Source organism: Pontibacter deserti (assembly GCF_023630255.1).
GTDB lineage: Bacteria > Bacteroidota > Bacteroidia > Cytophagales > Hymenobacteraceae > Pontibacter > Pontibacter deserti.
On sequence record NZ_JALPRS010000001.1, the window covers coordinates 2,621,153 to 2,636,790 of the forward strand.

The 15,638-nt window shown below is 45.4% G+C and carries 11 protein-coding genes; 10 read left to right on the plus strand and 1 reads right to left on the minus strand.

The annotated features are described in order from the left end of the window. The first annotated feature begins 119 nt into the window (after positions 1-119). From nuoK to MJ612_RS11550, 5 genes are all read left to right on the plus strand, one after another. Positions 120-449: an NADH-quinone oxidoreductase subunit NuoK gene (nuoK, locus tag MJ612_RS11530; protein ID WP_187033675.1), complete on the plus strand. Its 330-nt coding sequence runs from the start codon at positions 120-122 to the stop codon at positions 447-449. 44 nt (positions 450-493) lie between these two features. Next, positions 494-2,458: an NADH-quinone oxidoreductase subunit L gene (gene nuoL / locus MJ612_RS11535; RefSeq protein WP_250419130.1), complete on the plus strand. Its 1,965-nt coding sequence runs from the start codon at positions 494-496 to the stop codon at positions 2,456-2,458. Positions 2,459-2,470: 12 nt separating this feature from the next. Beyond that, entirely contained in the window at positions 2,471-3,934 is a 1,464-nt protein-coding gene (locus MJ612_RS11540) for a complex I subunit 4 family protein (RefSeq protein WP_187033676.1), read from the plus strand. Positions 3,935-3,954: 20 nt separating this feature from the next. After that, positions 3,955-5,337: an NADH-quinone oxidoreductase subunit N gene (locus MJ612_RS11545; RefSeq protein ID WP_187033677.1), complete on the plus strand. Its 1,383-nt coding sequence runs from the start codon at positions 3,955-3,957 to the stop codon at positions 5,335-5,337. Between the two features lie 116 nt (positions 5,338-5,453). Then, complete coding sequence (locus MJ612_RS11550; protein WP_187033678.1) at positions 5,454-6,125, plus strand: dioxygenase family protein; 672 nt, start codon at positions 5,454-5,456, stop codon at positions 6,123-6,125. Between the two features lie 628 nt (positions 6,126-6,753). Here the strand turns inward: MJ612_RS11550 and aspS are convergent. After that, positions 6,754-8,523, minus strand: coding sequence for an aspartate--tRNA ligase (gene aspS / locus MJ612_RS11555; RefSeq protein WP_187033679.1), 1,770 nt, complete (start codon positions 8,521-8,523; stop codon positions 6,754-6,756). 416 nt (positions 8,524-8,939) lie between these two features. On the opposite strand from aspS, the gene MJ612_RS11560 reads away from it, so the two are divergent. The 5 genes from MJ612_RS11560 to MJ612_RS11580 all read left to right on the plus strand — a co-directional run bounded on the left by MJ612_RS11560 (position 8,940) and on the right by MJ612_RS11580 (position 15,625). Next, a complete protein-coding gene (locus MJ612_RS11560; RefSeq protein WP_187033680.1) occupies positions 8,940-9,851 on the plus strand; it encodes an ABC transporter ATP-binding protein in 912 nt (303 codons plus the stop codon). Positions 9,852-9,908: 57 nt separating this feature from the next. After that, entirely contained in the window at positions 9,909-13,541 is a 3,633-nt protein-coding gene (locus MJ612_RS11565) for an ABC transporter permease/M1 family aminopeptidase (protein WP_187033681.1), read from the plus strand. A gap of 243 nt (positions 13,542-13,784) precedes the next feature. After that, the gene (locus MJ612_RS11570) at positions 13,785-14,336 is read left to right on the plus strand and encodes a hypothetical protein (RefSeq protein WP_250419131.1); all 552 of its coding nucleotides are present in this window, start codon (positions 13,785-13,787) and stop codon (positions 14,334-14,336) included. 137 nt (positions 14,337-14,473) lie between these two features. Continuing rightward, positions 14,474-14,929 (plus strand): nucleoside deaminase, encoded by a 456-nt coding sequence (locus MJ612_RS11575; protein WP_250419132.1) that lies wholly within the window; start codon positions 14,474-14,476, stop codon positions 14,927-14,929. A gap of 87 nt (positions 14,930-15,016) precedes the next feature. Beyond that, positions 15,017-15,625, plus strand: coding sequence for a superoxide dismutase (locus MJ612_RS11580; RefSeq protein WP_187033683.1), 609 nt, complete (start codon positions 15,017-15,019; stop codon positions 15,623-15,625). Positions 15,626-15,638: the final 13 nt, after the last annotated feature.

A 15,638-nucleotide genomic window follows, 5' to 3' on the forward strand; every position in this document is an offset into this window, starting at 1 on the left:
TGGCAGGTGTTAAGAAGTATGGAAATATGTTATGGATATTTAAGAAATCGGGATAACTTTGCGGCACGAAATATTGGATTATACTTTAATAGTAGGACTACGTTCGGACTACACAGAAAATGAACCAGATACCTGAAATTATCAGAACCATTCCGCTGGAATATTACCTGTTCTTTAGCACCGCTCTTTTTGCCATTGGCGTAATCGGCGTACTTACCAGACGCAATGCCATTATCATCTTTATGTGCGTGGAGCTGATGCTAAATGCTGTAAACGTATTACTTACAGCACTTTCTGCTTACCGCGCAGACGCCAATGGGCAGGTTTTCGTGTTTTTCATTATGGCTGTGGCCGCTGCCGAAGTTTGCGTTGGCCTGGCAATTATAGTAATGATCTACCGTAACATACGCTCTACGGACGTGCAATTGCTGAACCACCTGAAGTGGTAAGCCCCGAAATCTAATCTACAATAGCTTAACTTAATACAAATTAGATGCAAGAGATTGTAATGCCCTTCAATAACCAGGCGATGGCACTGCTCTGTTTGCTCATTCCGCTGCTGCCTCTGATCGGCTTTATCGTGAACGGGCTTGGCAACAGGAAGCTCGCAAAGGGTATGGTAAGTTTAATAGGTTGCGGCACCGTGCTGGCTTCCTTCCTTATCTCGGTATACCTTTTCCTTGATTTTACGGCCAATGGCAGCCGCCCTTACACCGTAGATTTCTACAACTGGATCTCGGTAGGTGACATGCAGATCGGTTTCTCGTTCCTGATTGACCAGCTGACCCTGCTAATGATGCTGATGGTAACCGGTATCGGTTTCCTGATTCACCTGTACTCAGCCGGCTACATGAGCCACGACGAGAACTTCGGTAAGTTCTTCGCTTTCATTAACCTGTTCATGTTCTCGATGTTATTGCTTGTAATGGGCTCTAACTACGTGATGATGTTCGTGGGTTGGGAAGGTGTAGGACTTTGCTCTTACCTGCTGATCGGTTTCTGGAACAAGAACACCAACTATAACAATGCCGCCAAGAAAGCCTTCGTGATGAACCGTATCGGTGACTTAGGCTTCCTGTTAGGTATATTCCTGATCTTTATCACATTCAGTTCGGTTAGCTACCCGCAGGTTTTTGCTGAAGCTGCCCGCTACACCGGTGGTATCGACTCTACTGTAATGATCGCGATTACCTTGCTGCTGTTTGTAGGTGCGATGGGTAAAAGTGCTCAAATTCCGTTATTTACCTGGTTACCGGATGCGATGGCGGGTCCTACGCCGGTTTCGGCCCTGATACACGCGGCAACCATGGTTACAGCTGGTATTTACATGGTACTTCGCTCGAATGTGCTGTATGTACTGGCTCCTACAACTATGGAAGTAATTGCTATAGTTGGTATTGCAACCGCATTACTTGCTGCAACTATAGGTTTGGCGCAAAACGATATTAAAAAGGTACTGGCTTACTCAACTGTCTCGCAGTTAGGTTACATGTTCCTGGCACTGGGCGTGATGGCGTTTGATTCGTCTATCTTCCACGTACTGACACACGCATTCTTCAAGGCGCTTCTGTTCTTAGGTGCTGGTTCAGTTATCCACGCTATGAGCAACGAACAGGATATCCGTTACATGGGTGGCTTACGCAAGTATCTACCGATTACCTTCCTGACCTTCCTGATCGGTACACTGGCAATTGCCGGTATTCCGCCGTTTGCTGGTTTCTTCTCTAAAGATGAGTTGCTGGCGCACGTTTGGGAACATAATAAACTGATGTGGGGACTTGGTCTGCTGACTTCGTTCATGACCTCATTCTACATGTTCCGCCTGGTGTTCCTAACGTTCTTCGGAACTTTCCGCGGCACTGAAGCTCAGAAACACCACCTGCACGAATCACCTATTTCTATGACATTGCCATTGATCGTGCTGGCTATACTTTCAACTATAGGTGGATTCCTGGGGATTCCGGCTGTGTTTGGCGAGAACCTGCACGTGCTGCAAAACTACCTGGCCCCTATTTATGGTTACGCGCAGGTTGCTAATGCTGCGGCGGTTGCCCCACTTCACATCGATCACGCTACAGAATGGATGCTGATGGGTATATCGGTAGCGGTGGCTGTGGTTGCAATCATCCTGGCTTATGTACTATATGTAAGCAAAAAGCAGGTTCCTGCAGCAGAAGGCACCAAGCTTTCTCCTATCCACAACCTGATTTACAACAAGTATTACATCGACGAATTATACAACGCTATCATCGTTCGCCCGATCATGTGGTTCTCTTCTATCTTCCACAAAGTGTTTGATGTGGTGATAGTAGATGGTGTTGTGAATGGTGTAGGTAAGTTTGTAGTACAGAGCAGCCGCACACTTCGCTTTGCTCAAAGCGGTGCTATCGGGTTTTACATCCTGATCATGGTGGTAAGCATTGCTCTGATTCTGTTTTTAAATTTCTTTATCGGATAAGGTTCTTAGAAGATGATAACAGCTCTTTTACTTTTCTGGCCTGCCTTAGCTGCACTTCTGGTGCTGCTGATTAAAGGACAAGGTGCCAAGAAAGTGGCTTTTGTGGCAGCTTTAGTTGAGTTTGCCATTGCTATAGTTGCAACTACAGGTTTTGATGCGGGTAGCGGTGCTATGCAGCACGAACTTAATTTGCCTTGGGTAGAAAATGCCGGTATCGGTTTCCATATCGGTATGGATGGTATCAGCTTACTGATGGTGTTGCTGACCACTTTCCTGGTTCCACTGATTATACTTTCGGCCTTTAAGCACGACTATAAGAACCCGAACACGTTTTATGCGCTGATCCTGTTCATGCTGACCGGCCTTATCGGTGTGTTTGTAGCACTGGATGCATTTGTGTTTTACTTCTTCTGGGAGGTTGCCCTTATCCCGATCTACTTTATTGCCGCGATCTGGGGTGGCGTTAATCGCATTGCGGTTACGTTCAAGTTCTTTGTGTATACCATCTTCGGTTCGCTTTTCATGCTGGCCGCTTTTGTATACTTATACTTCAAGACAACAGGTACAGGTATAGCCAACCACTCATCTGATGTGCAGGCTTTCTACCAACTGGCGTTAAGTGCAGAGTCGCAGAGCTGGATCTTCTGGTTCCTATTTATTGCCTTCGCTATTAAAATGCCGGTATTCCCATTCCATACATGGCAGCCTGATACTTATACTGAGTCGCCTACACAGGCTACGATGTTGCTTTCAGGTATCATGTTGAAAATGGGTATTTACGGTGTGCTTCGTTGGTTATTGCCGGTTGTACCGATGGGCGTGAGCCAGTGGGATGAACTGGTACTTATACTTTCTATCATCGGCATCGTTTACGCATCTGTTATCGCTATCCGACAGCACGACCTGAAACGCCTGATCGCTTATTCATCTATCGCACACGTTGGCCTTATTGCAGCGGGTATCTTTACCCTGAACGAGCAAGGTTTACAAGGTGGTGTTATCCAGATGCTGAGCCACGGTATTAATGTTACCGGTCTGTTCTTCATCATCGACATTATCTTCAGCAGAACAAATACCAGAGAGATCACCAGCCTGGGTGGTATCACGCAGAATGCAAAAGCACTTTCGATCTTCTTCATGATCCTGTTGCTGGGTTCTGTGGCGCTGCCGCTTACAAACGGTTTCGTGGGTGAATTCCTGCTGCTGTCTGGTGTGTATCAATACAATGCTTGGTTTGGCGCAGTGGCTGGCTTAACAATTATACTTGGTGCGGTTTATATGCTGCGCATGTTCCAGGGTGTGATGTTCGGTACAAAGTCTGAGTATACAGAAGCTTTCACCGATCTTACATTCAACGAAAAAGCTGTACTGATCCCGCTGGTAATTATGGTGTTCTGGATCGGTTTGTTCCCGAATACATTCCTGAGCATCTCAGAGCCAGCCGTGATGAACCTGCTGACGATCATTAACCGCTAATTAACAGGAAATACGACGACATGACCTCGATCATACTTCTTTCAGTTTTTGGCATCGTTAACCTATTTGTAGGTTTCCTGAAGTCTAAGAAAATATTATTGCCGCTGGCCCTGCTGTTTCTGATAGTGGTGTTTGGCACGAACCTGCTGGGCTGGAACAATACTCAGACCTACTTCAACAACATGCTCACCATCGACAATTATGCGGTGGCATTTACGGGTATTATGGTGTTAACTACGCTGCTTATACTTCCCTTCTCTCAAAGCTATATTGATAAGGAAGACGATAACCTGGCAGAATATTACTCTATCCTGCTGTTCTCGCTGGTTGGTGCCATTATGATGGTGGCCTATGAGAACATGATCATGCTGTTCATTGGTATTGAGATCCTTTCGATTGCGATGTATGTGTTGGCAGGTAGCAACAAACGCAGCCTGCGCTCTAACGAAGCAGCCCTGAAATACTTCCTGATGGGTTCGTTCTTTACAGGTGTATTGCTGTTTGGTATTGTGCTGATCTATGGTGCAACGGGTACGTTCAACATCACGGAGATTTCTGCTGCCAATGTAATGGAAGATGGTACAACCAACACCATGTTCACACTTGGCTTGCTGATCCTGGTAATTGGTATCTCGTTTAAAATTGCAGCTGCTCCTTTCCACTTCTGGACTCCGGACGTTTATGAAGGTACTCCTACCCTGTTCACAACGTTCATGGCGACTGTTGTGAAGACTGCTGGTGTGGCGGCTTTCTATAAATTGATGCATGCTGCTTTCGGCGCGTCGTTTACAGCCTGGTTCCCAACACTGATTGCTATTACAGTCTTAACACTGGTAGTTGGTAACATTGGTGCGGTAATTCAGCCAAGTGTAAAGCGTATGCTGGCCTATTCATCAATCTCACATGCTGGTTATCTGCTGATGACGCTGGTTGCTTTCAATGACCTTTCTGAGAACGCGATCTTCTTCTATTCCCTGTCTTATGCTGTGGCTTCAGTTATGTCGTTTGGTGTACTGAAACTGGTATCGGATGAGCGCCATGATGAAACATTTGCAGCCTTTAACGGCTTAGGCAAGACAAATCCGCTACTGGCTTTTGTCATGACAGTATCAATGCTATCCTTAGCTGGTATTCCGCTTACCGCTGGTTTCTTTGCGAAGTTCTTTGTGTTCTCAGCGGTAGTTTCAACCGGTAATTTGATGTGGCTGGTAGTGCTGGCTGTTATATTGGCAGCTGTTGGTATCTACTACTACTTTAAAGTGGTAATTGCCATGTACCTGCAGCCTGCCGGCGAAAACACGAAAGTACCTGTTAGCAGCTTTGCAGCTTTAGTGTTGATCATCTGTACTATACTTACCATCCTATTTGGTATAGCCCCAAGTTTAGTGAGTAATATGCTGTAATCAGAAACTATAAAATAAGGAAAGGCTGCTCTGAAAAGGGTAGCCTTTTTTGTTACCTGTAATCAGCAAACTTATTCTATATCAGGCAAGTACAAGTATAAACAAGCCTTATTACTATGATCAGCTTTGGTTTATACTTCAACATATTCTTGCCTATACTTCTGTTGTTTACCAACTGCAACGGACAGGCAAAACAGGACGAGCAAACACTAAATACACAGAATGGAGACAGGGTTGGCGGCCCCTGCGAAACCTGTGAAATGATATATGTTGGGATGTCTGAAACTATAAATGCCACAGACACAAGTGCAGGCTGGCAATTACCGGGACCAAAGCTGATTGTAACAGGCACAGTATACAAGGCAGACAAGAAAACCCCGGCTCCTGACATTATACTTTACTACTGGCAAACAGATAATAAAGGAATTTATGCAGACAAGGAAGGTTTAGACCCAAAAGCAAGAAGGCATGGCTACATCCGGGGCTGGGTAAAAACTGATAAGAATGGCAAGTATACCATCTACACCAACCGACCAGCCTCCTACCCTAACAGTAATGCACCTGCTCACATCCATATACTGGTGAAAGAACCAACACTAAAAAACGAGTATTACATCGACGACATCATGTTTTCTGATGACCCTCTTTTGCCTAAAGGAACAAGAGATGCCAGTGAAGTGAAAGGCGGCAGTGGGGTGGTGAAAGTTACCAAACAGAATGGAGTGCAGCAGGCTACAAGAGATATTATACTTGGGTCGAATATTGAGAGCTATCCTAGGCAGAAGTAAAAGTTGACACAGTGAGTTTATTGTAGCCGCTGGTCTAACCACCCCTGGCCCCTCCTTGTCTAAGGCGGGGAGCTTTCACTGTCATTGCTACTTCAAAGGCTATAGTTCAATAGTTGCTGATTCAACACCCCTATAGTCCCCTCAAGGGGACACTCCTGCCTTTGCTAGTTCACCAGCTATCGTTCTATAGTTAGTGATATAGGGCAGGATAGGTTTTAACCTGTCCCTACGAAACTATACTACTGGAAAAGCTATGCAACTACAGCATCTCCAACTATAAGTTCAGTAGCTATCAAACGATTACAGTCTTTGGGTTGAGCGCCTTTGATTTGTTGCGGTGCCGCAGGCAATCCGACGTAGGAGGATAGCTTCAAATCAACAGCGCGATGCCCGAAGACGAGGCCCTGCGGCCGTGAGCGCACCAAAGCAAACTATAAAACTGTAGGTGATTAGAGCTCTCAGGATTAGAGATAGCTATAGAAAGATAGCTTAATTCAAGTTACAGGGAGCTTCAACTATAGGACAATTAAGATTTCTCGGCTTCGCTCGAAATGACAGGTAGTTAATCCTAACAAAAAAGCCTGTAACATAACTGCTACAGGCTTTTGCTTATACTTTATAGTTATAATTACTTTCCTTGCGGAGTGGTAACGTTTCTCATTCTTATATGCAATTCATCTAACTGAGCATCGGAGATCGGAGATGGAGCATCTATCATTACATCGCGGCCAGAGTTATTTTTCGGGAAAGCAATATAATCGCGGATAGAATCAGAACCACCAAAAATAGAGCAAAGTCTGTCGAAGCCGAAGGCGATACCACCATGCGGCGGCGCACCGTACTCAAATGCCTCCATCAGGAAGCCGAACTGTGCTTTTGCTTCGTCGTTAGAGAAGCCTAACAGACGGAACATCTGTTCCTGCAAACGGCGGTCGTGGATACGGATAGAGCCACCGCCTACTTCCACACCATTAATAACCATATCATACGCATTCGCACGGATATCGCTTGGGCGGTCATCGATCAGCTCCAGGTCTTCCGGCTTAGGAGAAGTGAACGGATGGTGCATAGCATGGAAACGACCCATTTCTTCATCCCACTCCAGTAGTGGGAAGTCTACAACCCACAGCGCAGAGAAGGTATCTTTATCGCGTAAGCCAAGCTGCGATCCCATTTCCAGGCGAAGCTCGTTCAAAGCTTTACGGGTTTTGTCTTTGCCACCGGCAAGTATAAGCAGCAAATCGCCCGGCTTCGCATTGAAGGCTCTTGCCCACTCCGCCAGGTCTTCCGGAGAGTAGAATTTATCGACCGATGATTTTACAGAGCCATCTTCATTAACACGCGCATAAACCAGGCCGGTAGCACCAATCTGCGGACGCTTCACAAAATCAGTCAGCTCGTCTAATTGCTTACGTGTATAGCTGGCAGCACCGGTTGCGTTTATACCTACCACCAGTTCAGCATCGTCAAACACTTTAAAGCCTTTGTTCTTAACCAGGTTATTTAGCTCTACAAACTGCATCCCGAAGCGTGTATCCGGCTTATCAGAACCATATAGGCGCATGGCATCTGCATAGGTCATACGAGCCAGTTTAGGTAGGCTTATACCTTTCACTTTCTGGAACAGGTGGTGGATCAGCCCTTCAAATGTGTTCAGGATGTCTTCCTGTGTTACAAACGAAAGCTCACAGTCTATTTGGGTAAATTCCGGCTGACGGTCGGCACGCAGGTCTTCGTCGCGGAAGCATTTCACGATCTGGTAATACTTATCAAACCCGGATACCATCAGCAGCTGCTTAAAAGTTTGCGGTGACTGCGGCAGGGCATAAAACTCACCGGGGTTCATGCGGCTTGGCACCACAAAGTCACGGGCACCTTCAGGCGTCGATTTGATCAGAACAGGTGTTTCTACTTCAATAAAGTAATGTCCATCAAGGTAATTGCGGGTTTCGCGCATCACGCGGTGGCGTAGCTCCAGGTTTCGGCGCACCGGGTTACGGCGCAGGTCCAGGTAACGGTACTTCATGCGCAGGTCATCGCCGCCATCCGTTTCATCTTCTATCAGGAAAGGAGGCAGTTTGGCAGCATTCAGTACTTCCAGCTTAATTACGCGCAACTCAATGGCACCAGTCGGTATCTTTTCGTTCTTAGATTCACGCTCTATAACTTTACCACGTACACGAATCACATACTCGCGTCCCAGCTCACGGGCCTGACCAAGAACAGCTTGTGCAGTCTGGCCTTCTTCAAAGCTAAGCTGTGTTATACCATAACGGTCGCGCAGGTCTATCCAGAGCATGCCGCCTTTGTCGCGCAGGCGCTGTACCCAGCCAGTCAGGATAACTTCTTCGCCTACATTATCAATTCGTAGTTCGCCGCAAGTATGAGTTCGGAGCATAGTAGTATTTCTAAGTATATATAGCGCAAAAGTAATAATTGTTACGATAGGTTGCAGCTAAAATAGCAGGAGCTTACCTGGATTCCGGAAAGTAAAAGTATACGCAGCAACTGCTATACAAGGTCGCTCACAACGCCTATAATATGTATGTCAGGTTCAACAAAGTATGAGCTGCTTATATAGTTAGTTTTCAAAGTATATTAATCACTAAGTATAAAGTAAGTTTGCTTCAATATCACACAATCATAAAACACTAATAATTAACCAGATACAACTACAACTATAGTTTGGTCGGGGACTTTTATAAGTATAACTGAGGTTTGTCGTGAAAAAGGTGGAGTTAGTATAGTTTATTTTGAATGAATGTATAGATTTATTTTATTTATATACAGTTATTTCACCTTAAAGTATAAACTATGGAGCTCGTAATAAAGAACCTCTCTAAAACCTACCCAAACGGAACACAAGCGCTCAAAAATATAAACCTCACTATTCCGAAGGGTATGTTTGGATTGCTTGGTCCAAATGGTGCCGGAAAATCATCATTGATGCGAACAATAGCTACCCTGCAGGAAGCCGATACTGGTAGTATAATGCTGGGTGACCTGGATGTGCTGCGTCAGAAAGAAGAGATGCGGAAGGTGCTGGGTTATCTGCCCCAGGAGTTCGGGGTTTATCCAAAAGTATCGGCCGAAGAAATGCTGGACCACTTTGCCGTTTTAAAAGGCATTAGCGATTCTAAAGAAAGAAAAGAAGTGGTAGCGGCGCTATTGCAACAAACCAACCTGTACGATGTGCGCAAGAAAAACCTGGGCGGGTACTCTGGTGGTATGAAGCAGCGTTTTGGTATTGCGCAGGCTTTATTAGGTAACCCTCAATTGATTATAGTTGATGAGCCTACCGCCGGCCTGGACCCTGCAGAGCGTAACCGTTTCCATAATTTACTGAGCGAGATCGGCGAGAACGTTATCGTTATACTTTCGACGCACATAGTGGAAGACGTAACCGACCTGTGCCGCAATTTTGCTATCATCAATAAAGGTGAGGTACTGCTTACCGGCGACCCGCTGGAAGTGATCAATAACCTGAACGGCCGCATCTGGCGCAAGTTTATCCATAAATCAGAACTGGCAGCGCACCAGGCACAATACGAAGTTATTTCATCACGCTTGTTTGCTGGTAAAACCATCATTCACGTGCTTAGCGATGTACAGCCAGGTATAGATTTCGAACCGGTACAACCAGACCTGGAAGATGTATACTTCAGCAAAATACATGAGGCAAGCCGCAGCGAAAAGCAGAATGAACAAGAACTAGTTGTGAATTAGAAGTTGGTCTGTATCCATTTCTAATTTTTAATTTCTGATTCATAATTAAGAAAAATCATGTTTAAAGAGATATTCCTGTTTGAGCTGAAGTACCGGATGAAGCGTCCGGCAACTTATATATACTTTGCTATCCTGTTCATGATGGCGTACATGGCTATGCTGGCAATTGGTGGTGCCTTTGGAGGTGGCGTAATAATTGGAGATGCCAGCGGCGGAAAAGTATATGCCAACTCTCCTTACCAGATCAACTGGATTGTAACGCTGCTGAGTTGGTTTGGTGTGCTGATCACTTGTTCTATGATGGGGACACCTATTTTTAGGGACTTCGAGCACAAAACGCATTCGCTGTATTATACCACACCCATCTCTAAGGCAGGCTATATTTTTGGCAGGTTTACAGGTTCGTTTCTGGTAACGCTGTTCGTGTTTATGGGTGTAGCGCTTGGTGCCATGTTTGCAACCATTATGCCTTGGATGGAGCCTGAAAAAGTGGGGCCATTTAACCTGATGTGGTACATCCAGCCATACTTAACTATCATCATTCCGAACCTGCTGCTAACAGGTGCTATCTTTTTTACACTGGCTACACTTACCCGAAGTGCGCTTTCAATCTATGTGGGAGGGGTTATCTTTTTAGTGCTGTATGGCATCTCCAGCAGCCTTACCAGTGACCTGGATAATGACTTTATTGCGAACCTGGTAGACCCAATGGGGGCATCTGCCATTTACTTAACGCAACGTTACTGGACAACCGCCGAGCGCAACACGCTCATGCTCCCTTTCAGTGAATACGTGATCATAAACCGGGCGCTCTGGGTAAGTATAGGCATAGCGTTGCTGGCTTTCTGTTATTATAAATTCAGCTTCTCGTTTGCAAATGCAGGTATAAAACTCTTCCGCCGCCGCAACAGCGCCGAAGCCGCCGGTGCATTTGTACCTTCAGAACGCTTACATCTACCTAAAGTATCGCAAAGCTTCTCGTTTAACCTGAGTCTAAAGCAGTATTTCAAGCTGAGCAAACTGGAGTTTAACGGCATCATCAAGAGCGTATACTTTATAGCTATCGTTACGGCCGGTATTATCTTCCTGTTTGTATCGGGGGCGCAGGTTGGTAAGATGTATGATACCAACACCTTCCCGGTTACGTCGCAGGTGGTAACGGTGCTGAACGGTACATTTGCCCTGTTCTTCCTGATCATCATTACCTTCTATTCTGGTGAGTTGGTGTGGCGCGAGCGCGATAACCGCATCAACCAGATCTACGATGCCCTGCCAATTCCGAACTGGGTACCATTTGCTTCTAAAATGACAGCCCTGATGCTGGTGCAGGTAGTGTTACTGTTCGTGATCATGATCTGCGGTATCATCATCCAGACGTTTAAGGGCTACTATAAGTATGAACTTGATGTTTACCTGCAGGGCCTGTTTGGCATTCAGTTGATCGATTACCTGTTGCTTTGCGTGCTGGCCATGCTGGTGCAGGTAATTGTGAACAATAAATTCATCGGCCACTTTGTGATGGTAGTATATTATTTGCTTAACATCTTTAAGGGTCAGCTTGGTTTTGAGCATACTTTGTACTCTTATAGTTCCGACACAGGCATTACTTACTCTGCCATGAATGGTTACGGGCACTTTGTATGGCCTTTTACCATCTACAAAATTTACTGGGGAGCATTTGCGCTGTTGCTGGCTATAGTTACAAGTATGCTTTGGTCGCGCGGTGCCGAAAACATGCTAAAGTGGCGCCTGAAACTGGCAAGCATGCAACTCACGAAATCTACTTTATTTGTAGCTGCTGCCGGGCTTATAATCTTCCTGATTACGGGTAGTTTTATTTTCTACAACACCAACATCCTGAATGAATACCGCACATCAGATGAACAGGAAGAGCGCCAGGCCAATTACGAGAAACTTTACAAGAAGTATGACGGCATAAAACAGCCCCGCATTACGGATGTAAACCTGAAGGTAGACATTTACCCACAGGAGCGCATTTTCGATTTTAAAGGTTACTTCTGGATCAAGAACACACACAACCAGCCAATAGATTCTATCCATATACTGGTTTCGGATGAGGCCGAAGTACGGAAGCTGGAATTTGAGAAGCCGGCAAAACTGGCTATGCATGACAAAAACTATGGCTACCGGATTTATAAGTTAACCAAATCAATGCAGCCCGGCGATTCGATGCGCCTGCACATGGACCTGCACTATGCTACCAAAGGTTTCCGTAACAGTGGCTCCAATACAGGTATAGTTTACAACGGTACATTTATCAACAGCGAGTATTTGCCTAAAATTGGCTACCAGTCAGGTATAGAGCTGAGCGAAGATGACTTGCGCAAAGAGCATGGACTGAAACCAAAGCCACGCATGGCCGATGTGAACGATTCTGTTGCCCGTATGAATACCTACATCAGCAAAGAAGCTGACTGGATAACGTTCGAAACTACTGTCAGCACTATCCCGAGCCAGATTGCGATTGCACCGGGTTATTTGCAGAAGGAATGGACAAAGAATGGCCGCCGCTATTTCCATTACAAAATGGATGCGCCTATACTTAACTTCTATTCTTTCCTGTCAGCTGATTACCAGGTGAAGAAAGACCACTGGAAAGGCAAAAATGGCCAGGATGTAGCTATTGAAATTTACTACCACAAAGGCCACGAGTATAACCTGGACCGCATGATAAAATCGGTAAAGAAATCACTGGATTACTTTACCGAAAACTTCAGCCCGTACCAGCACAAACAGGTGCGCATACTGGAGTTCCCGGGTTACCAAACCTTTGCTCAATCGTTCCCGAACACCATACCTTACTCTGAGGCCATTGGTTTTATAGCTGATGTAGACGATAAGGACCCAGAAGATGTGGATTACCCGTTTTATGTAACCGCGCACGAAGTGGCGCACCAGTGGTGGGCACACCAGGTGATAGGCGGCGATGTGCAGGGCTCGGTACTAATGTCGGAAACGATGAGCCAGTACAGTGCCCTGATGGTCATGAAGCATGAGTACGGCGAAGAAAGAATGAACAAGTTCCTGAAATACGAACTGAACTCTTACCTGCTTGGCCGCACTACAGAACGCAAGAAAGAGATGCCGCTTTATAAAGTGGAAAACCAGGGGTACATCCATTACCGAAAAGGCAGCGTGGTAATGTATGCTCTGGCAGATTATATAGGCGAAGAGAACCTGAACAAGGCGTTGCGGAAGTATATTCAGAAAGTGGGTTTCCAGCGAGCTCCTTATACCAATTCCATCGAGTTCATGAGCTATATCCGCGAGGCTACCCCAGACTCGCTGCAATACCTGGTAAAAGATATGTTCGAGAACATTACGCTGTACGAGAACAAGACTACAGATGCTACTTACAAAAAGCTGTCTGACGGCAAGTATAAAGTTACGTTTACGGTTGATGCTAAGAAACTATACGCCGACAGCCTGGGCACCGAATCTCCGGCCAAGATGAACGACTGGGTTGATGTTGGTGTGTTGGCCCGCCATAAAGTAGAAGGAAACTGGCAAGACAAACCGCTTTATATGAAGAAGCACAAACTAAAATCTGGTGTAAACAAGTTTGAGTTTATAGTTAATGAAAAACCAGAAAAAGCAGGAATAGACCCGCTGAACATACTGATAGACCGAAACCCGACCGACAATACCAAAAAAGTTACGGAAGGGTAACTAGAACCTATAGTTTAGTTTGAACACAGAAGCCATACCCTAACAAGTATGGCTTCACTTTTTGGTCGCTGATTATACTTCCAGAAGTGCTGTAATCGTTTCTCTATACTTGTTGTAAGTACGGAACGAAGTAACCTAACTGTTTACCAGCACAAACTTTTGGCAAAGAAATTGCACCACTTTGGCTTAGTTCCTGTTATTTGATCAATAATTTATAGCTTTGCCTACACAATCCATATGAACATGCGTTACCTAGCATTCTTAGTCATCATCCTTATAGCTGGCGTTGCCTTTGCTGCACCAAAACTTAAAAAGGTGAATATTACTAAAGAAATCAGCATCCTGTTACCGAAGGATTTTACCCCGATGACAGACGATGACATTGCCCGTGAGTACCCGGCAACCACCAGGCCTTTGGCAGCTTACACCAGCCCCGACCGTAATATTGACTTCAGTTTAACTCAGAAGCGCTCTACCTTTAGAGAAAGAGACCTGGAGATGCTGCGCGAATTTTACAAAGCCAACTTGGTAGAAACATTTACCAATATTGATTTTATCCGTCAGGAAGTAACCGATATTAAAGGCCGGAAATTTATAGTTTTTGAGTTCGTTTCTAAACTGGCCGATACCCGTGTGGCATCAAACCTGAAACCGGTACAGCAGTACAGCATTGTACAGTATACCATTATTGGCAATCAGCTGCAGATCTATACTTTGCATGTGCCGTTCATGCTTAAAAACGACTGGCAGAAAACAGCCCGTGAGATTATGGGTTCTGTTCAAATAAAGAAGTAATTTATAGTTAACTATACTAAAAAGCCTTTCCCTCACCCGGAAGGGCTTTTTAGTTATCAGAGGAACTGAGTAGCTATTAAGAATAACCAGCGCCTGTAAACTTGCTTAAGCTATACTTACCCTATACCTTTACAACTATGGCAACAGACTTTTTATCGATTTATAGTGACGAGTACTTTATGCAGCAGGCTTACCGGCTGGCGCAGCAGGCATTTGAAGAAGGCGAGATTCCGATAGGGGCTGTTATAGTTGCCAACAACCGCGTAATTGCCAAAGCTTACAACCAGACAGAAAAACTAAACGATGTAACCGCTCACGCCGAAATGCTGGCTTTTACAGCCGCATCCGAATACCTAGGCAACAAATACTTACACGATTGTACTTTGTATGTAACCGTAGAACCTTGCGTAATGTGTGCCGGAGCAAGTTATTGGGCGCAGCTAAAAAGAGTGGTTTTCGGAACAACGGAGCCTAAACGTGGTTACAGAAGAGTAGGAAATTTGCTGCACCCTAAAACCGAAATGGTAAGCGGCATTATGGCCCAGGAATGTGCCGCCCTGATGGCTTCGTTTTTTGAAGCAAAAAGAAAATAGTTAATTTTGAAACTAACAGTTTAAGCGCATACGTACTCCTAAGATTGCTACGCATGCTATTTTTCACATATAAAAATATATAAAACTATGGCTTTCGAACTACCGAAACTACCTTATGCTTACGATGCACTGGAGCCGCATATTGATGCCCGCACCATGGAGATCCATCATACAAAACACCACCAGGCCTATACAGATAACCTGAACAAAGCTATTGCCGGCACCGACATGGAAGGCAAAAGCATTGAAGAAATTCTGCGTAACCTGGACGGTGAAAACAAAGCAGTGCGTAACAATGGTGGCGGTTACTACAACCACAACCTGTTTTGGGAAATTCTTTCTCCGAACGGTGGCGGTCAGCCTTCTGGTGAGCTAGGTGATGCGATCAACTCTACTTTCGGCTCATTCGACCAGTTTAAAGAGAAGTTTAATGCTGCAGCAGCTACCCGTTTCGGCTCTGGTTGGGCATGGCTTTGCGTAACAAATGGTAAACTGGAGATCTGCTCTACTCCTAACCAGGATAACACCCTGATGAGCTTTGCAGAAGGTTGTGGTGGCCAGCCTATACTTGGCCTTGATGTGTGGGAGCACGCGTACTACCTGCACTACCAGAACCGCCGTCCGGACTACATCAACGCTTTTTGGAATGTGGTAAACTGGGAAGAAGTAACAAGACGCTACAACGAAGCAAAGTAGTCTTTGATAGACC